This window comes from Erwinia papayae (assembly GCF_058241465.1).
The window spans coordinates 1,351,072-1,369,927 of record NZ_JBZCHT010000009.1 but is presented as its reverse complement, the minus strand read 5'-3'; the positions used below and the strand labels follow the sequence as shown (position 1 = coordinate 1,369,927).

Below are 18,856 nucleotides of genomic sequence, written 5' to 3'. Positions count from 1 at the left end.
TAAAATTGCGGCGTAGTCTACCATGCGTCTGGCGCGGGCGCATCCTCGCTAAAAGGCCACTGAAAAGCGCTCAGCACCTCCAGAGGATAGCGCTGACCCTGCTGGTAAATCCGCAGGCTTTCCGCCACCAGCGGCGAACGGAGTTTTCTGGCACTGAAGATCTCATCCGCCGGCAGCCACCAGCAGCGGTCAATATCACGGTCCTGCGGCCAGGTTGGCAGCATTTTTGGTAAATCCAGCGCGAACAGAAAACGCAGAAACGGCGTGTTATCCGGCGCGATCCATTGATGAAGACGTAAAAAAGCCTGAGGTACGGCTTCCAGACCCGTTTCTTCATAAAGCTCACGTGCAGCGGCCTGCAACAGGGTTTCGTTGGCTTCCAGATGACCGGCAGGCTGGTTCCAGGTGGCGCGGCCACGAACCATCTCCTCCACCACCAGAAAATGCCCCTCAGCCTGTACCACGGTTGCTACGGTGACGTGCGGTTTAAACATGTCTCTGACTCCTTGTTGCCAGTAATGGCTTAACGGGGAAATTCGGCGGTAATATCTCGCCACTCTCCCGGCGATAAATCCTGCAACATGACGTTGCCTACCGCAAAGCGGATAAGGCGCAGGGTAGGAAAACCGATATGAGCGGTCATCCGCCTGACCTGACGATTGCGGCCTTCACAGAGCGTGATTTCCAGCCAGCTGACCGGAATCGCTTTGCGCTCGCGTATGGGAGGATTGCGCGGCCACAGCCAGTGTGGCTGGTCTACCCGTTCGACATCAGCAGGAAGGGTAGGGCCATCTTTAAGAATAACGCCCTGACGCAATGGCTGGATGTCTTCTTCGGAGGGTTCGCCTTCCACCTGAACGTAATAGATTTTACCGGTCTTTTTGCCGGGCTGAGTCAGGGTCGCCTGCAAAGCCCCGTCGTTAGTCAGCACCATCAACCCTTCGCTGTCACGGTCAAGGCGTCCGGCAGCATAAACGCCCGGCAGCGGAATAAAATCCTTTAGCGTGCGTCGCCCGGCTTCATCGCTGAACTGGGGCAACACGTCAAAAGGTTTGTTAAAAGCAATAACCCGACGTGGCCCGCTTTTCGCAGCCTGAGGGGAAGCTGATGAGCTGAATCGTTTAACGCGGTGATTCTTAAAGGAAGATTTAAGCATGTTATTTGCACTTGTTAACAATAAGCGCATTATAACGCAAACCGGTGATGATTGGCGCGGGCTGAATATTGCAGTAGTATTGTCCCGCATCTTACAAATCATTAACAAATAAAGCGCTCGAAGGAGAGGTTAATGGAAAGCAAAGTAGTTGTTCCGGCGGAAGGTCAGAAAATCACCCTGGAAAAGGGCAAGCTCAACGTACCCAACAACCCGATCATTCCATTTATTGAAGGTGACGGGATTGGTGTGGACGTTTCTCCAGTGATGATTAAAGTCGTCGATGCCGCTGTGAAGAAAGCTTATAACGGTGAGCGTAAAATTTCCTGGATGGAAATTTACACCGGTGAGAAATCGGTAGAGCTTTACGGCCAGGACGTCTGGCTGCCACAAGAAACCCTCGATCTGATTAAAGAATATCGCGTGGCCATTAAAGGCCCGCTGACCACGCCGGTTGGTGGCGGTATTCGTTCGCTGAACGTGGCGCTGCGTCAGCAGCTTGATCTCTATATTTGTCTGCGCCCGGTTCGTTACTACACTGGCACACCAAGCCCGGTAAAACGTCCGGAAGAGACCGACATGGTTATCTTCCGTGAAAACTCCGAAGATATTTATGCGGGTATTGAATGGAAAGCCGGTTCTGCTGAGGCAGACAAGGTAATCAAATTCCTGCGTGATGAAATGGGTGTGAAGAAAATTCGCTTCCCTGAGCAGTGTGGTATTGGCGTCAAGCCCTGCTCTGAGGCGGGTACTAAGCGTCTGGTCCGCGCGGCGATTGAATACGCGATCACCAACGATCGTGACTCCGTCACCCTGGTCCACAAAGGCAACATTATGAAGTTCACCGAAGGCGCTTTCAAAGACTGGGGTTACCAGCTGGCGAAAGAAGAGTTTGGTGGTGAGCTGATTGATGGCGGCCCCTGGATGAAGATTAAGAATCCAAACAGCGGCAAAGAGATTGTCATCAAAGATGTTATCGCTGATGCATTCCTGCAACAGATCCTGCTGCGTCCTGCCGAGTATGATGTGATTGCCTGTATGAACCTGAACGGTGACTACATTTCTGATGCGCTGGCTGCACAGGTTGGCGGTATCGGTATTGCGCCTGGCGCAAATATTGGTGATGAGTGTGCGCTGTTTGAAGCAACGCATGGTACAGCACCAAAATATGCAGGCCAGGATAAGGTGAATCCAGGTTCGGTCATTCTTTCTGCTGAGATGATGCTGCGTCACATGGAGTGGTTCGAAGCCGCCGACCTGATTGTAAAAGGTATGGAAGGCGCGATTGCCGCGAAAACCGTAACCTATGACTTTGAGCGCCTGATGGATGGCGCTAAGCTGCTGAAATCTTCAGAGTTTGGCGACGCTATGATTAAGCATATGTAAGCGGGTTTAAGTCATACAAAGCCAACATAATTGTTCAGATTATGTTGGCTTTATTTTGTGGTTTTCCCAGAACAGTTGTAAATAAGTCAGCCGCAGATCAACTTCATCAGATAACTTATAAGAGCAATATTTTCGCTGCCAATTTACCTGTTAATAAAGGGCGCGATAAAATATTAGTCATGATATTAAGTATAAAGATGATAAATTTCCATTATCAACAGATAATGTTTTGCAAAAAATAAGGCTTTATGTGTTAATTATTTGGCTTTTATGGTCTGCATTACACTGTTACTATCATCAGACAGAGCTGATTTATATCGTACAATCATAGTTGTTACTGAAAAAATTGGAGCTGAAATGTATAATTTTTTTCCCGGTAATTAAAAAAATCTCCTTAATTTATTGATTGTTTTTCTGATTAAAGGATGCTTGATGACTTTATAATCTGTCTTAAGTACGATAAGGGGTAGTACCGGGAAAAGTTTACATAAAATGGAAAGTTTGATTTTGTAAGTTACAGGGGCGTATTTTTTTCCATATAATATCCTTGTACTCATTAAATATTTCATTAACTTCTTTTCTATATTCATAATTACTTTTGGATATCTTAATCATATCATGCACAAATGACGGGCCAAATCGTGGGATCATTAAGTCGCGTAAATAAAACCTACCCCGTATGTAATCATCTTCAAATGTTGAACACAGTTTCTTAAAGTACCTGAATCTGCTTCTGCTCATTTTTATCGAATATGAAGTGCTGTTATAGTTTATACACCATACATAAACTGGGGTATCAACAAAATAATTATTGTAGCCGGCCCTAAATAAACGTATGAAAAGATCGTCATCTTCATAACCTGTGAACTCCTCATCAAATCCACCAATATCTATGAAGACTTTTTTACAAATTAATGTAGCTGAAGGTAACACAAACATATCATTACCAATCAGGTTAAAAATATCAGATTTAGGATGGCTGGAATAGCGTTTTACGGTTGAGGTATAAAGTATGTTCCCATCGCCATCAGCTTCCATACAATCGCCATAGGCATAACCGAAGCGGGAGTCATCAGGGGGCATAGCATTAACTAAAATTTCAATATGCTTATCAATATAAAAATCATCCTGATCAAGAAAACAGATAAAATCTGAAGTTGAAGAGCGGACACCTGAATTTCTGGCTGAACCCTGGCCACCATTTTCTTTGTCTATGATAGTGAAGTTATACGTTTGCTGAAGGGCATAGAGGGCATCTCTTTCTTCCTCTTTAGAGCCATCGTTAACTACAATTATTTCCTTTGCCGGAAAAGATTGTTTCACAGCACTCACAATTGCCCTTTCGATCCACCGGGAGCCATTATAGTAAGCAATGACAACGGCTACCGTAACTTCTTTATTCTTCATTTTTAATCTGACCTTACTCTTATTGATACAGGGATGTCAGGCCTGTCAATTTATAAATCCTTATTGATACTATAAAACATTTTATATTTATCATTTTCAATGAACGCTAAACGGTTTTAGTGTAATTAATAAATATTCTAAAGTCTATTTTGATTTATTTTTGGCCTTTTAAAAATAAAGCCACTGGTTATTAATAAAGTATAAATATGGCTGTTTCTTTTCATCAAATAAGTCTCGGCCGTAAAATTTTTTATCTGAATATTGGCATGAATGAATTGATGTTATGGTGAGATGCCAGATAGAGCCCTGTAAGTGAAAAATGAGTAAAGATGCAATTGCGATTTTAAAAAGCACGCACTGGGGAGTGACAGTGAGAGGAGGAATCTGCCAGCAGGGAATGAGAATAAAGTCGTCTTAACCTGCTCTGTTGATACCTCACTTCTGAGGCATCAAAAACAATGAAAAACTCAGCAGAACCTTTGCCCTGACATCTCTGATTGAGACAGCGACTTTAAGTATGACTATATGGGTAAACAGCACCATTCATTGCCACTGATAATAATCTTCTTTCCCTGTACCGGACAGCCGAGATTCAAGTGAGCTATTCGGAGCAGTACGACCCGGTTATCCATATGCATAATTCTTAATCATGTTGACATTCCCGTCAGTCGGGGCATTAAGCGGATTCATGTTATACGCCGGGAAGTCGCAGGCTTGCAGGGGGGTATCAGCCTGATCAAAGCCCCCGATGTTGCAGAATAAACAACGCGACGCGGTAGATAAAATTCTCTATTTCGATTAACAGTGGGACTGAAGTCACCGCCATGACAAAGATGCCAGCCAGAAATATAAAAATTAATGAGTAGACTATCTTTCGACGCATTAACGTCCCTCTTAAGTAAGTATGTCAGGACCAGGCTTTAGTGGTGTCACAAGCTTAAACATCGACCGTGACAGCAAAAAATTAAATTGCTGCCGGTCACCATATTAAAATTTCCCGCAAAATTGCATTCTGCCATCAGGTGTCTGGCTGGAAAATGTCACTTCTCTATTAGCCGTGGCGGCGAAACTGTTGGGACTGGCTGAGCATCACTCTGCCAGCGACGTGTAGCATGGTCATCTCATCCCCGGAGATAGACCACTCCTTGTAGCGGGGATTATCTGAGATGACCAGCAGTTCCGATTTCACTTTTTGCAGTCTTTTTACAAACATATCGCCGTTGAAATCAAAAACATAAATGCCATCGCCGTCGAAAAACGACACGCTGACGTCAACAAAAATCAAATCTCCCGGTTCGATAGTGCCTTCCATGCTGTCGCCGCGAACGTTAATTAATTTAACGCTGCCTTCAGGTTTATTGCCAAAGATAAGACTGGCTTCTTTACGCACGTATTCAATGGAGCGGATGACCTGAACCATTTCACGGGCTTGAGAACCCTGGCCCGCACTCGCTGAAACATCAAGAAAGTCAACTCGATACACATCATCTCTCCCCATTCCGATTGATGAATCAGTACTGTATAAATAACCAGTACTGTATAAATAACCAGTACTGTTAAGCTCTCCTGATGAGAATAGCTCAGAAATGGGGACGGCGAGAGCGTCAGCAATTTTTTGCAACAGGTTATCGCTGTAACCCTGTCGGCCACGTTCAAGTCGGGAAAGGTTACCGACATCACTCTCTACCAGCAATGCAAGATCATGCAAGGTCAGGTGCTTCGCTTTACGAAGCTCCCTGATACGTTCTCCAGGTTTCATCGGATTAATTCACCTTTTTTATGCGTAAAACGCAAAGTAACTTGCAGGAATCCAATTCGGTTACTAATATGCGTATTACGCATTAAATGTTGCTCCTGTTCCTGTCCCTGGTGTTGTGCTGCTATTCAGGCCTCTCAGCACAATGGGACAGCTGTCTGAGTATACGCATTTTTTGCTGTTACGTGCTGTTGATTCTCATCACATGACCGCCATGGGCTGCCATGTTCCTGGCATCAGGTAGCTTCTGCTGATGCTTTAACCGTGGGTGAGTGGAGAAATAGCTATGAGTCAGATCGTTGCATTATTGAAATATGAAGAAGGTTATCGCGATGTCCCTTTTATCGACACTCAGGGATATCCCACCGTGGGATGCGGCATCAAAATCGGCCCGAAAGGTGCGCCGCTGACCAGTTACATTTTCAGAGTCCCCACCGTAGTGGGGGAGCTGTGGATGCAGAATCTGGTCATGAGCAGAATTTATGACATGAAGCAGCAACCGCAGCTGGCTCAGGCGTTAAGCCAGTGTAATCAGCCCCGCACCGACATTCTTTACAGCATGGCATACCAGCTTGGGGTGACAGGTCTTTGCGCATTTCGTCAAATGCTGGCAGCGGTGACGAGGGGGGACTTTTCATCGGCGGCAGACAATATGCTTAACAGCCTGTGGGCAAAGCAGACGCCAGCCAGAGCAGCACGCCATGCTGCGGTAATGCGTAACGGAAACTGGGACAGCTACCGGGGGTTATTATGAAATTTGCCATCTATCTCTGCTCGATCCTGCTGGCGATTGTGCTACTGATGCTGATCAGCCGCCACAGTAGAATTGAATTTGTGCATCACGCAAATTTACTGTTCAGAACCTGGTCCGTCTGGCTGGCTTCGCTGGGATCGGCACTCAGTGCCTGGGTGCAGTCATTTCCCGATGCAGCGATGCGGGCATGGCAGCAACTGCCTCCGGAAGTGAAGGCGATAATTCCACAAAATTACCTCGGCATGATTGGCGCATTTATGGTCGCAATGGCTGTGATAGCACAGTTTGTCCGACAAAACTCGCTGGCGGAACAGCGACAAAAGCTCGACCAAAATACCTGAACAGATCTTCTACCCGATCGTCTGCCGCGCTGAAAAAAGGTCTTTCCCGTGTGGAAAACTGATGAAAACGGATGGCCGGAATCCTTCAACATGTTTCATCTTCACCACGTCGCGCTGACGCGTGGTGATAAACGCCCGTCCGGGCAACTGCTTCACCTGCTATTTATCCGGAGGTTGTTATGATTGAAGTAAATTGCTTTGCCGATCTGAGAACCACAGCACCAGCCAAAGCGGGGGATATCGCCGCCCTCAAACGTTATTACGACAAAGATTCCAGCTTTCATGGAGGAGGCGATTTTGTTGGTTTTACCGGCACCACCACCTTAAGTGATGATGGAGGTTCGTTGGCGAAGGGCAGTAACTTCTACTGGAAACGAATCATCAATGATACGGAGCAGGTTAATCTTTATCACTTTGGTGCCAGAGGTGATGGTGTCACCGATGATACTGATGCCTTCAAACGGATGCTGAGCTGGTCACAGAGCTATGACAGTAATGTTAAAAATATCGGCGTCCGTTTTCCTGCTGGGAAATTCCTCATTTCACCGATAGACCTCAGCGCCAGTGAAATTCCCTGTTTTGCCATTTATGGTGATGACTGTCCTTATGGTGTGTCGCCCCGTACCACCATTATTTCTGATAAGTCAGCGAATACGGTGTTTAAAGTCAACGCCCGGCGCAGCATGATCCGGGGGATTGCCTGGAACGGGCAGGCTACTGCAGATACCACCAGTAATTCAGGAGCCATTACCGCCGACATGTTGTCCAATGTTCAGCCTTTTTTTGAAAACATCACCACTGAAGGCGAGTTTGTCAGAATATGTTGTTTCCGTGCGCAGTATAACGGCGGCACGGTAATTAAATTGCTGGACACGCTGGATACGCATTTCGACCAGATCTACACCCAAAACACCTATGCGCGGGTGATTGATGTCAGCTGGTCCAACTCGCCAAATGGTGTCTGGGACCACTGCACGGCAATAGAGTTGTCAAATGCCAACTTCCAGTACGGTTATGGTGATGCCACGCTGATGATGCCGCGCCTCACCCAGGGCGTTATCCGTAATGTCTGGATAGAGCACACCCGCTTTCCTGGCGACCTGAGTAATGGGCAGTGGGTGGTTGACGCACTCAGCGTTGAGGATTGTGATAATGCCCTGTGTATGAACGACAGCCGGGCATTGATCCGTCAGCTTAATCTTCAGTCCGGATCTTCAGTGACGAATGACTCCACTACCGGGTGCTGGCTCTCAGCTTATGAACGAGGCTGGCGGCGTGATGAAAATTTCGGCACGGTGATGACGGGATCGTTGAAAGCAGGCTGGTACAGCGGTTTCAAAATGAGCAACACATCCGCAGTCGATAAATGGTATCGCCTTGGTAAATTTACCTTTCCCAAAGCAAATCAGCAGTGGACGGTGGAGATGGTCAGCAAGTTGTCGACGGCTGCGCCATCAGGCATCGCCTCCAACCCGTTACAGGCGGTATCTTCCGGTGTAACCTGGCTTAACCTGCAACGGTGCGCCAGCAGTGTCGCCGCAGATATGTTTCACCGTGGCCTGACAGCAATTCTCGATGTGAAATATAAACCGAGTTATTCGGATATCGTTGAGGTGTGGGTCAGACTGAAAGCCGGAAGCGGGGACACGATGTTTAACCTGAGGTCAACCGGACCAACTCGCTTTGAGTCGGGAAACTGCTCTTTGTTTACCCCGGATCTGACCGAAGTGACGGATGAAACCACCGTGGGAACGGTAAGTCCGAACGCCCGGTTAAGTTTTCATAATGGTCTTGCCGGGCTGGGAGCCAATGAAAAGGGTGTGGTGACGCTGGCAACCTCAGAGGCTACGCCCCCAGCGGGTAGTGCTCCTTCGGGATATATCACCCTTAACGTTAACGGTTCCGATCGCAAATTCCCTTATTACAATTGATTAACATTGTGCATCTTATACCGCCCCTCGAGGGCGGTTTTTTCTGGCGTGATGTGAATAAAATTCCAACGATTACTGACGGAAATAGTCACGCAGATTTATTCTGTTACAGGAAAATCAGTGATTTTTTAACGAATTAAGTACAGCTGCACAGGGTAAAAAGGTAAGGTAACGCCTTGTCTTATGGTATTAATCTGTACTGCGCGAAAATCTGGCTGATTATGTTGTATAAGTGGCGGTTATTGAGTCAAACAGGATTAAAACATCAAAATTTAATGAGCAGTGGCGATCGGGGTTGAGATGCCGGTCGGTTGGTCCGTAGAATAGGTCCATAACACAAATCAGGAGAATTCCGTGTCAGAAGTCGTGCCCGCACATCAACAGCCCGGTCGTCTGGAAGAAGCAAAAAATATTGCTTTAGGGTGGCGCATCATCGGTCAGATAACCCCACATAGCCTGGAAGAGGCGATCCAACTGTTACGAGACAGTTCTGCCCACGCAACCACAGTTTATGAACTGCTGTCAGCTGAGATCAGCGAAAAATCACACAGACAGGTTAAGGACTGAAACGCATTGGCTATCGGTTGCACAGCATCTGTTAATCGTTGGGCATAACCTTTAGCGCAAAACCGGCGCAGTGTTTTCAGGAAGCGAGCGGTTCAGACAGCGTTGCAATTATTAAGCTGACCGCAGAAGGGGTGAGTGAAGATTGCGCAAACAATCCGACATCGCCAACAATATACCCGTATAGTTTGTGATGATTTCCGTGAAAAAAAATGCCCGCACAGATATATCACGGGCCAACACCAGGGAAAATAGTTCGATAAGCCTGGCATGCTGGTGCTGAAATGCAATGTACAGGGTGCATTTTCTGAAAAAGCAGCTGTAAAAAGAAAAATACAGTTCAGAACGGTTCTGCCACCAGCCACTGGTCAGCTTCTTCAAACATCTCTTCAATCAGACGCAGCATTACCGACTTGTCACTTTTACTGGCATCGGTTTTAACATTGTTTGCCTGCATTGGTTTTACTTTCACCTCGGCATCCGGAAACACCCGCCTGATGCGCTTCTCCAGTTCATTGTGGATCATCTGCTCTGCGCCCGGTAAACCGGCAACGTTGCGTTTATCGTAAATCAGCTCAACAAACATATCTTAGTCCTGTAGAAAATACTGGATGAAAATACAGTTATTTATAATGATCTTCAATCATTTTTTGTTGAGCTACACTGCATAGTGAACTGATAACTAAGAGAAGCTTTATGAAACGCAAATTGATTATTTTATTGGTAACAGCATCAGGCGCTTTACTGGCGGGTTGTTCCGATAACCATATGATGCATATGAAAGACGGCAGTAGTGTTGTCGTTCAGGGGAAACCACATAAGGATAAAGCGACCGGCATGGTGATTTATACCTATGAAAATGGCAAACAGCAGGCGGTCAGTCAGGGCGACATTAAAGAGATGACTGACCTGGAAAACTGACATTCCAGGTGAAGTCTGATTGTATCAACCGGGTGACAGGGGCAGGATCTGTCCGAAATGAATTATCAATCTTATCAAAGAGAAAGTCTGGAGAGACCTGTTCATGTTGCCCACCGTAGTTGCCGGAGCCCTGCTGGCCGGTATTGCTTTTTCCGCCTGCGGATCATCAGCCACACCCCCTGTCATCAATACTGAGTATCAGATTACCTGCCCCGGCCGTGCTGGCATGACTATCACCAACGCCCAGTTTGGTCTTACCACTATGATGTGGGCCGGAGACAATTTTCAGATTGCAGAGGGTAATCAACAGTCGCAAACCAGTAACGGGATGAAAGTGGCGATCACACTGTTTCGTAATGGCGATCAGATGATGGTGAATGAGTCGAATCAACAAACCTGGTTTTCATACAGCGGTGGTCAGAAACTGGTGCGGTGTAACCGCAGTGCCGGACATGAAAACAGTACGGTCACGCTGCCACATACCGATGCCTCGGGCAGGGTGACCTCGTAAGGCAGCCATCGCCATAGCGCACCGGTTGTCGGGCAAACGGAGTAAAAATCTTATTGCAGCGTTGGATGCCCGGTCAACGTCAGGGTGTTGATGCCATCTCTGACCTGCAAATGTCCCTGTGCGCCAAGTGGTAGGGTGACGGTGCGCCAGTGATGGCCAAATTCCAGGTCGGTAATCACCGGCAGACCGGTTATCTGCTGGATCAATGACCAGACACTGGCAAAATCGTAACCGTCGTCATAATCATTCAGCGTGCTGCCGGTAAAACTTCCGGTGATAATGGCCTGCTGCCGTGCCAGGATCCCGTTTTGAGCCAGCTGTAACAGCATTCGTTCAACGCGAAACGGATGTTCATTGACGTCTTCAATTACCAGAATTCCGCCATTAATTTCGGGCAGCCAGGGCGTACCTGACAGCGAAGACAGCATTGCCAGATTTCCGCCCCAGACCGTCCCGGTACAATTGAGCGTCTGCTGTGATGTCGTGGGCCACGACAGGACTAACTCTGGCATGGTCATCGCCCGCCAGAAGTGCTCCATAGTGAAGTCAGACAAACTTTCCGCACCAAAATTACCGGCCAACATTGGCCCGCTGAAGGTAATGGCCTGATGTTGGAGCAAGGCCATTTGCAGTACGGTGAAGTCGCTGTGACCACAAATCGCCATCGGGTGTTTTGCCAGACGGGCGGCGAGGGCGGCCGCGTTGAAATTCGGTAGCAGACGGGTTGCACCATAGCCTCCGCGTACAGCCAGCACAATATCCGGCTGACAGTCAGGATCAATCAACTGATGCATATCCGCCAGCCGTTGGCGATCGCTGCCGGCAAAGCGTTGTTCCCGGCGGCCTGTCACCCCGGTGTTGACAACGTGATGGCCCTGAGCCCTGAGCCTTTGCACGGCAAGAGAGGCAGCCTGCTGATTCTGGCAATAACCAGAAGGTGCAATCAGATGAAAAGTGCGGGGAATAACGGACATAATGGATGTTTTTACCTTTTTTTCCGCGCGGGATGACGGTTTTTTTAACAATTTTGATGACGTAGTGGCAAAAAGCGAGCGCTTTTTTCTATCATTTGCCTGATTTTTTATCCAGTGGCGATAAATTGTCTTATCATTCTGGCAAACCGAACAGGGTGATAATGACGAAAAGTCGCAATGAAGTCATCTGCATCACCCTTAAAATTAAGAGTGGAGGTAATTTTCTTCAGTCATACAGTCGTTAAGATGAAGTGCGAGGCAAAATCTCAGAGGAAGAATATAGCGTGAGAAGCGTGAAGAGCGTTGCGGTGCTGGCAGTTCTGATACTGGCGGGATGTGCCAGTGAGCCACATAAGCAGATAATTACTCAACAACAGCAGACACCCTTAACCAAAGCGCCACCCGAAAAAGTTGCCCAGGCCTGGTCATTATTTACCGGTGACGCAGCCCACAACTATGGTGTTGACCAGAAACTGATTGACGCCATCATTTCGGTGGAATCGGGCGGCAATCCAACGGTAGTCAGTAAGTCGAATGCCATTGGATTGATGCAGATTAAAGCTGCCACGGCAGGACGCGAAGTCTACCGGGCGCAGGGGCGGCGTGGTCAGCCGAGCAGTTCTGAACTTCGCGATCCGGTTAAAAATATCGATATAGGTACGGCATATCTGAAAATCTTGCAGGATCGTTCTCTCGCCGGTATCCGCAATCAGGAAACCCTGCGTTATGCCACCATTGTCTCCTACGCCAACGGTGCCGGCGCTTTGCTGAGAACCTTCTCCTCTGACCGGGATCGCGCCATCGCGATGATCAATGCGATGAGCCCTGAGGAGTTTTACCGACATGTGCAAAATAAGCATCCGGCGGCCCAGGCCCCACGCTATCTGTGGAAAGTGACCACCGCGTACCGCACTATCTGAAGGTTGCCAGGGGCAGGGTGAATCTGCCGCCAGCCCTGAATGAATTTCTCCAGTACAGACCCGGGCTGCTGTTATATTCCGCTATCAGGGACAGACAGCGGCTGTGACTTACAAAAAACGGGTCGCTTTATCACGTGCCAGCCGCTCCAGAAGGAAAATCACCTGTTGTAAATCACGCTCCTGCGCGACGTTCAGGTGAATAAAGCGAAAACTGAGTCGCGGCGTGACCACGGTTTCATTTTTAGCGCTCACCACACTGTGTTTGCCGCAATGGATAAGTTGCGCATCCACTTCAAAGCGGCCATATTCTCCCAGCTCCACGCGTAACTTTCTGAACTCCTGCCCCTCTTTCAGCTCAGGCGGCAGGGGGGAATCACCCAGTGCGGCAATGCCGCCAAGTGAGAGATCCTGGAGACGCATTCTTCCTTCGCCTGAGCCATCCGGCCACTGCACGTAACAATAGAAAGTGGGATCGAGAGGCGCGTTAACGCGGAAAAATTCCCGGCGCTGAATCAACCACAGCTTGTCTGGCAGGGAGGAGAAAAAAGCGGGCAGTCCGTCATGATTGCCTGCCTCAGGCGTGCTGAGCGAAAACTCCACCCTGGCACCCTGTGTTTCCGCCCACAGTTGCAGGCAATCTGCTTCCTGCACCAGCTGGTTATCGTAATCGTTACTGCCATAATCAATCACCACCCGCTCACGATCGGCTGACAGCAGCTTTGAGATAAATTGCCCCCTGTCATGCGCAACCAGAACTGGCGTCTGATTTTTCAGCAGGCTTTTCAGCACGGCCAGTACGGCCAGCGGACCGTGTTTCAGATACTGATCTTTGTCTTCCTCTTTCACATTCCACTCCGGATGAATGTCAAAACACGCTGTCTGCGGGGATATGTCAGATTATCGGCACAACAAAAGCAGCCTTTAGCACGCTTTGAAAAAAGTTTGGATTTAAATCACAGAGTTAGAATCCTCGCATATACTTAAGGCGTGTTAACAATCAAAGCAAAGGAGTAGTTAATGGGAATTTTGTCATGGATCATCTTCGGTTTGATTGCCGGGATTATCGCTAAGTGGATCATGCCGGGTCGTGATGGCGGTGGTTTTATTATCACGGTCGTGCTGGGTATTGTCGGTGCGGTGGTTGGCGGCTGGATCAGTACTTTCTTTGGCTTTGGCCGGGTAGACGGCTTTAACTTCGGAAGCTTTGTGGTCGCGGTAATTGGTGCCATCGTAGTGTTGTGGATTTATCGCAAAGTACGAAGCTGATGAGCCAGCAATCGGCTTGTTAAAACAAGCAGCATCTCTTTAAAACTACTGCTGAGGGGGGTAAGAATTTGGATCCGCGCAATGTTCATGCCTCCCTCGCGTTTATCCGCTGTCTGGAGCGGGTAGGGTGTAATAATGTTTAAACGTCTGGACTGGCATGGAAAAATGTCCTGCAACAGCCATCAGATTACACCCGGATGGTCATCACGAGTCCCCTTGCTCAGAGAAAACCTGCCTTAATAATTGTTAATATCGCTGCATTTCCGCTTCTTTTTTTCATAATTTAACTTTATTTAAAAAGCATAATGCCTGTTAAATAATAGTGCTTTATATTATTTCATTCATTATATTCTTTATTATTAAATGGATTATGAATGCGGCCAGATTAATCACTTAAAGAATGACCTGAATGTTAGTTTTGTGAGGGTGATTTAATGCGTTATTTTCATTTTTACTCTGGCCTGTGGTGATATGGTATTGGAGTTTTTATTTTTATGTGGGTTAATTGTTAAATTATTAATACTGGTCGGTCGGAATTTTATATATTATAGTTGTTTTACTCCTGTTTATATTGCATCTGTTTTGCCATGAAATTATTTTGTAGACTGTTCTCTGTTGCGTAGAAAATATTCAATCAATATTAATATGGATGCAAATATGCTTAACAAGAAGATATTAAGTTCCCTTATTCTGTTTGCCGGAACAGGGTTTAGTTGTTTATCAAGTGCTAATGATGACGGTACTATTAATTTTACCGGTACTATTTCAGCCGCAGCCTGTTCGGTTGATTCAGTGGCCGGAACTTCAGGGCGTCACGGTACCGTTAGTTTTGGTGTGGTAAGCAGCAAAACGCTTTCCGCTGTAAATAATGCGACCAGCCCGGTTCCTTTCAGTATTGCATTAACAGACTGTGCCGTTTCATCTGCGCCGACCATTACATTTAACGGGGAATCTGTTACGGCCACGGAAGGTAATCTTTTTGCCACCCCAGTTGCCGGAGTGGGTATTCGTATTGAAGATGCAGCGGCACCCACGACAGTTTATCGTCCGGGCATTGCCACCACAAACTCAGGCCTGAATGCCCTCAACGTGGCGGAAGGTAGCGATCCGATCCCTTCCGCTACGGCGGCTTTCAGAGCTTATCTGGTCAGAGCCAGTGGAACGGCCCCGGTCACCGGTTCCATTGATAGTGATGTGACTTTTACTATTAATTACACTGAATCCTGATCCAATGCCTCATGGCCTGGTCATGGGGCAGTTAACTGGTGATCAAATTATGAAATTTTTCAACCCTGAACCAGCAATTTGCACAGTACTGTTACTGAGTTCATTTTGTTGCCATGCTTCCGGACTGACGCTGGGAGCAACGCGTCTAATCTATTCAGAGGGTGCCAAAGAAGCTACCGTTCCATTAACTAATGGCTCAGAAAAAGTTCCTTATCTGATTCAGTCCTGGGTATCCGATCTGGATGGAAAGTCAGAAAATATTCCCTTTATCACCACGCCCCCTGTTTTTAAACTTTTGCAAAATAAAGTAACCGCCGTGCGCGTGGTCAATGTATCCGACGTGGCCCAGCCGTTACCTCAGGACAGAGAAAGTGTCTGGTTGCTTAATGTACGTGCCATACCTGCCGTAGAGAAACAGGCTAATCCTGCCCGCATGACAGTCTCGACGCAAAATATCATTAAGCTGATCTATCGTCCAAAAGGACTGACCGCAAAGGCTGCCGGAAATGCGTGGAGTCAACAGCAAGTTTCCAAAGGGTCCGGTTATATTACCGTTACTAATCCCACACCCTATGTGGTGACGCTGACCAGAATGAATATTAATGGTGAAAACATCGATAAGCCAGGTCTGGTAATGCCATTTTCGACAAAAAGAATTGATACGTCTGTAAAAAATCCGAACGCGATCAGTTTCAGTATTATTGATGATTATGGTGGTATTACACCGAAAAAAAATATTAACCTCTGACGGTAAATAACTTTGTTTAACATAAAGAGATTGCATAAATGGCAGTCGGTGTATTACATCGCCATACCGACTTGCATTTTTATATTGAATTACTCGCAACCTGCCAGGGGCGAGTTATATTTTAATACGCAATCACTGAGGCTTGATAAACAACAACGTGCAGAGATAGATCTGTCAAGACTGGCAAAAGTGGATGTCCAGTTAGCCGGAGAATACAATGTTGATGTGATGGTAAATGAAAAAAATGTTGGCCGGCAGAAGCTCAATTTTTTTGCCTGTGAGAATCACCTTTGTGTCGTCATTACGCCCGCGTTGCTGAAACAGTGGGGGGTAAAAATGGCAGGCATTCCGGCGCTGTCCACTTTTTCTGAAGATATGTCCATTAAAAATATTCATGATTACATCCCGGATTTTAGAGAATCATTCGATTTCGAGCAGCAGCGATTAACCATCACCGTACCGCAGGCACTAATGAATAACAGCTATCGGGGCTATATTCCGTCATCACGATGGGAAAATGGTTTGCCGATGCTGTTTTCGTCCTGGAGTTTGACTGGCTCGGAAACTAAATATCGTCAGGCAGGGACTGGGCCCACCAGTACGCAGTATCTGAACCTGCGTAATGGCATTAACCTTGGCGCCTGGCGCGTGCGTAATTACGGCTATCTGGCGCGAAGTAATATCAGCGGGACATCCTGGAACAGCATCCAAACCTGGATCGAGCGCGACATACCCGGGCTGCAATCCCGCCTGACAGCGGGGGAGGCCACCACCCCCGGGCTGGTTTTCGATAGTCTGAATTTTCGCGGAATTTCTTTGTCCTCTCAGGATGAAATGCGACCCGACAGTATGCGGGGATATGCACCTGAGATCAGAGGTATCGCGCTGACCAATGCAAGGGTTGAAGTACGGCAGAATGGTAACCTGCTTTATCAAACCTGGGTCTCTCCTGGCAGCTTTGTGATCAACGATTTATACGCCACCTCAAGCTCTGGCGACCTGCAAATACAGGTCCATGAACAGGACGGCACCACCAGAGAATACACTCAGGCATTCGCTTCCCCGCCGGTTTCGGTGCGTAGAGGCGTCACGCGATTTTCCACCACCCTGGGAGAATATGGCTTCAAATCAGCCTATTTCGCTGCCAAAAGCCAGCCTTTTTGGCAGGGTGAAATTCTGCATGGCTTGCTCAGCGACACCTCCATTTATGGCGGGACTATCCTGGCCGGGCAGTATCACAGTGGAATGTTGGGCGTAGGGCAAGGCTTCGGCCAGATGGGGGGGGTATCTCTGGATGTCACCCATGCGGTGACCCGCTTTGCTGACCATCACCAGACACAAGGACAATCATTTCGTCTGCGCTAAAGTAAAAATTTTGATACTACCGGCACCGACCTCACCGTTGCCGGCTACCGGTGCTCCACCAGTGGGTATTACAGTTTTGATGAGGCCAGCCGGAATTATTTTTCTCAGAACGTCAGCAATAATCCTGTCAAAAACAGAGTCCAGATATCCATGAGCCAGACTATCGGGCAACTGGGTTCGTTCTCTTTATCCGCATACCAGCAGCAGTACCGTGGAAACCATAAACCACTTTCACGATCTGTCAGCGGAAACTGGAGTAAATCTTTCAATGGTATTTCGGTTGGGTTGAGCCAGAGTCAGAATCGATCATGGCGCAGCAACCGAATGGACAATATGACCTCGTTCAGTGTCAGCCTGCCGCTGGGTAAATGGCTGGGTGCAAACAATACGTCATTGCGTCAGCAGAATCGCATGACCCACTCGACAAATGGCCTGACCAGCATGACGACGATGCTCACCGGCACCGCGTTGGAAAAAAACAATCTGGCTTACTCACTGGCGCAAAGCCGCTCACGTCAGACAGGGAGGCGGACCAGCGATAGTTCGGCGTTATCGCTGAGTTGGCAGGGCGATCAGGCCACGCTGAACGCGGGCTATAGCAACTACTACGGTCAGAGTGAGCGGTTGACATGGGGGGCAAGTGGCTCGCTGGTAGTGCATCCCTATGGTGTGACCCTTGCACAGCAACTGCCGGAAGGAAGTGGCTATGCGTTGATTCGTGCGCCGGGAGCGGAGAACGTTCGGGTACGCAACCGGTCTGGCGTGGCTACTGACCGTCGTGGCTATGCCATCGTGCCTTCTCTGACGCCTTATAAAGAGAATGAGATTAGCCTCGATACCGCCTCGTTAGCCGACAATATTGATTTAATTACGCCTTCACGCAGTGCCATCCCGGTGCGGGAAGCGCTGATCCTTTCTGACTATGAGACGCTGGTGGGCTATCGTGTCTTCCTGACATTAAAACAGCATGGTCGCCCGTTGCCATTCGGCACGCTGGTTCGCGCCGGTGACAGCTCTGGCATTACAGATGAAAAAGGTCAGGTGTTCATCTCTGGCATGGCCGATAAAACCACGCTGGAAGCGGCGTTATCTGATGGGAAATCCTGCCATGTCACATTTGATAGCAACAATCCTGAAATCAAAAAATCCAGTGGTCTGTTACTTGCCACACTGGAGTGTCAGTCATGAATAAAATCTTAACTTTTATGTTTTGTGCGCTGTCACTGTTTTTTGTGCCGTGTTTGCCGGCGCTTGCCAGCTACTGCACATCTGATGTCAATATGTACAATGTTGAGCTTGGAACGGTCTATGTACCAGCACAAAGCACTGCGGGTGATGTGATTAGCATGACGCAAAAGGATATTCAGGTAAGTTGTACTTCCAGCGTAGCCACCTATCTGCAACCGGGCGACTCAGGTGCCTTGTGGGGCTCGACGGGTGAGACATTCACCACCCCGGAAGGATTGACCTGCCCAATTCTTGATGAGGGATTTGCGTTGGAAGGTGTGGGGCTTGGGTTGGTCTGGGTACAGCGAAATTCCGCAACCTCTGGATGGACATGTCTTTCCAGTGCGCTGATGGGGGGGGAAGGGTAAGAAGAGGACTGGTCAGAAATGGTTCCACAACGTTGAC

The 18,856-nt window shown here is 47.9% G+C and carries 21 protein-coding genes and 1 pseudogene; 14 read left to right on the top strand and 8 right to left on the bottom strand.

Going from position 1 to position 18,856, the window contains the following annotated elements:
* Positions 1-17 precede the first annotated feature (17 nt).
* Together AC3RPL_RS11255 and rluE are read right to left on the bottom strand one after the other, a co-directional pair.
* A complete protein-coding gene (locus AC3RPL_RS11255) occupies positions 18-494 on the bottom strand; it encodes an NUDIX domain-containing protein (RefSeq protein ID WP_034939382.1) in 477 nt (158 codons plus the stop codon).
* Positions 495-523: 29 nt separating this feature from the next.
* A complete protein-coding gene (gene rluE / locus AC3RPL_RS11250) occupies positions 524-1,186 on the bottom strand; it encodes a 23S rRNA pseudouridine(2457) synthase RluE (protein ID WP_490740088.1) in 663 nt (220 codons plus the stop codon).
* Positions 1,187-1,288: 102 nt separating this feature from the next.
* On the opposite strand from rluE, the gene icd reads away from it, so the two are divergent.
* Entirely contained in the window at positions 1,289-2,539 is a 1,251-nt protein-coding gene (gene icd / locus AC3RPL_RS11245; protein ID WP_490740087.1) for an NADP-dependent isocitrate dehydrogenase, read from the top strand.
* Between the two features lie 483 nt (positions 2,540-3,022).
* Here icd and AC3RPL_RS11240 read toward each other — a convergent pair whose 3' ends face one another.
* The 3 genes from AC3RPL_RS11240 to AC3RPL_RS11230 all read right to left on the bottom strand — a co-directional run bounded on the left by AC3RPL_RS11240 (position 3,023) and on the right by AC3RPL_RS11230 (position 5,705).
* On the bottom strand, positions 3,023-3,946 hold the full coding sequence (locus AC3RPL_RS11240) for a glycosyltransferase family 2 protein (protein ID WP_490740086.1): 924 nt from the start codon (positions 3,944-3,946) through the stop codon (positions 3,023-3,025).
* Between the two features lie 736 nt (positions 3,947-4,682).
* Positions 4,683-4,829, bottom strand: a complete 147-nt coding sequence (locus tag AC3RPL_RS11235) for a hypothetical protein (RefSeq protein ID WP_490740085.1) — start codon at positions 4,827-4,829, stop codon at positions 4,683-4,685.
* A gap of 168 nt (positions 4,830-4,997) precedes the next feature.
* Positions 4,998-5,705: an XRE family transcriptional regulator gene (locus AC3RPL_RS11230; protein WP_490740084.1), complete on the bottom strand. Its 708-nt coding sequence runs from the start codon at positions 5,703-5,705 to the stop codon at positions 4,998-5,000.
* Positions 5,706-5,988: 283 nt separating this feature from the next.
* Here AC3RPL_RS11230 and AC3RPL_RS11225 point away from each other — a divergent pair, with 283 nt between their 5' ends.
* The 4 genes from AC3RPL_RS11225 to AC3RPL_RS11210 all read left to right on the top strand — a co-directional run bounded on the left by AC3RPL_RS11225 (position 5,989) and on the right by AC3RPL_RS11210 (position 9,295).
* Complete coding sequence (locus AC3RPL_RS11225; RefSeq protein WP_490740083.1) at positions 5,989-6,456, top strand: glycoside hydrolase family protein; 468 nt, start codon at positions 5,989-5,991, stop codon at positions 6,454-6,456.
* Positions 6,453-6,797 carry a DUF7940 domain-containing protein gene (locus tag AC3RPL_RS11220; RefSeq protein WP_490740082.1) on the top strand — a complete coding sequence of 115 codons (345 nt, stop codon included), beginning with the start codon at positions 6,453-6,455 and terminating at the stop codon, positions 6,795-6,797. Before AC3RPL_RS11225 ends, AC3RPL_RS11220 begins: the two co-directional genes overlap by 4 nt.
* Before the next feature lie 179 nt (positions 6,798-6,976).
* Entirely contained in the window at positions 6,977-8,728 is a 1,752-nt protein-coding gene (locus AC3RPL_RS11215; protein ID WP_490740081.1) for a putative phage tail protein, read from the top strand.
* A gap of 354 nt (positions 8,729-9,082) precedes the next feature.
* Positions 9,083-9,295 carry a hypothetical protein gene (locus tag AC3RPL_RS11210; protein ID WP_490740080.1) on the top strand — a complete coding sequence of 71 codons (213 nt, stop codon included), beginning with the start codon at positions 9,083-9,085 and terminating at the stop codon, positions 9,293-9,295.
* 337 nt (positions 9,296-9,632) lie between these two features.
* On the opposite strand, the gene AC3RPL_RS11205 is transcribed toward AC3RPL_RS11210, so the two are convergent.
* The gene (locus tag AC3RPL_RS11205; RefSeq protein ID WP_490740079.1) at positions 9,633-9,878 is read right to left on the bottom strand and encodes a DinI-like family protein; all 246 of its coding nucleotides are present in this window, start codon (positions 9,876-9,878) and stop codon (positions 9,633-9,635) included.
* 110 nt (positions 9,879-9,988) lie between these two features.
* Here AC3RPL_RS11205 and AC3RPL_RS11200 point away from each other — a divergent pair, with 110 nt between their 5' ends.
* Both AC3RPL_RS11200 and AC3RPL_RS11195 read left to right on the top strand, forming a co-directional pair.
* Positions 9,989-10,213, top strand: a complete 225-nt coding sequence (locus tag AC3RPL_RS11200; protein ID WP_490740078.1) for a YgdI/YgdR family lipoprotein — start codon at positions 9,989-9,991, stop codon at positions 10,211-10,213.
* A gap of 103 nt (positions 10,214-10,316) precedes the next feature.
* The gene (locus AC3RPL_RS11195; RefSeq protein ID WP_490740077.1) at positions 10,317-10,724 is read left to right on the top strand and encodes a hypothetical protein; all 408 of its coding nucleotides are present in this window, start codon (positions 10,317-10,319) and stop codon (positions 10,722-10,724) included.
* Positions 10,725-10,774: 50 nt separating this feature from the next.
* Here the strand turns inward: AC3RPL_RS11195 and ldcA are convergent, their stop codons facing one another.
* Entirely contained in the window at positions 10,775-11,698 is a 924-nt protein-coding gene (ldcA, locus tag AC3RPL_RS11190; protein WP_490740076.1) for a muramoyltetrapeptide carboxypeptidase, read from the bottom strand.
* 284 nt (positions 11,699-11,982) lie between these two features.
* On the opposite strand from ldcA, the gene emtA reads away from it, so the two are divergent.
* Complete coding sequence (gene emtA, locus AC3RPL_RS11185; protein WP_261640740.1) at positions 11,983-12,618, top strand: membrane-bound lytic murein transglycosylase EmtA; 636 nt, start codon at positions 11,983-11,985, stop codon at positions 12,616-12,618.
* 108 nt (positions 12,619-12,726) lie between these two features.
* On the opposite strand, the gene AC3RPL_RS11180 is transcribed toward emtA, so the two are convergent.
* Positions 12,727-13,464: a flagellar brake protein gene (locus AC3RPL_RS11180; RefSeq protein WP_490740075.1), complete on the bottom strand. Its 738-nt coding sequence runs from the start codon at positions 13,462-13,464 to the stop codon at positions 12,727-12,729.
* 171 nt (positions 13,465-13,635) lie between these two features.
* On the opposite strand from AC3RPL_RS11180, the gene AC3RPL_RS11175 reads away from it, so the two are divergent.
* From AC3RPL_RS11175 to AC3RPL_RS11150, 6 genes and pseudogenes are all read left to right on the top strand, one after another.
* Complete coding sequence (locus AC3RPL_RS11175) at positions 13,636-13,884, top strand: GlsB/YeaQ/YmgE family stress response membrane protein (RefSeq protein ID WP_034939396.1); 249 nt, start codon at positions 13,636-13,638, stop codon at positions 13,882-13,884.
* A gap of 657 nt (positions 13,885-14,541) precedes the next feature.
* Positions 14,542-15,111, top strand: a complete 570-nt coding sequence (locus tag AC3RPL_RS11170; RefSeq protein WP_490740074.1) for a fimbrial protein — start codon at positions 14,542-14,544, stop codon at positions 15,109-15,111.
* 4 nt (positions 15,112-15,115) lie between these two features.
* A complete protein-coding gene (locus AC3RPL_RS11165; RefSeq protein ID WP_490740073.1) occupies positions 15,116-15,859 on the top strand; it encodes a fimbrial biogenesis chaperone in 744 nt (247 codons plus the stop codon).
* 48 nt (positions 15,860-15,907) lie between these two features.
* A pseudogene (locus tag AC3RPL_RS11160) lies at positions 15,908-18,127 on the top strand (fimbria/pilus outer membrane usher protein); the annotation flags it as partial.
* Positions 18,119-18,412 (top strand): FimD/PapC C-terminal domain-containing protein, encoded by a 294-nt coding sequence (locus AC3RPL_RS11155; protein WP_490740677.1) that lies wholly within the window; start codon positions 18,119-18,121, stop codon positions 18,410-18,412. The pseudogene AC3RPL_RS11160 and the gene AC3RPL_RS11155, both read left to right, overlap by 9 nt.
* Positions 18,409-18,819 (top strand): hypothetical protein, encoded by a 411-nt coding sequence (locus tag AC3RPL_RS11150; protein WP_490740072.1) that lies wholly within the window; start codon positions 18,409-18,411, stop codon positions 18,817-18,819. Before AC3RPL_RS11155 ends, AC3RPL_RS11150 begins: the two co-directional genes overlap by 4 nt.
* Positions 18,820-18,856: the final 37 nt, after the last annotated feature.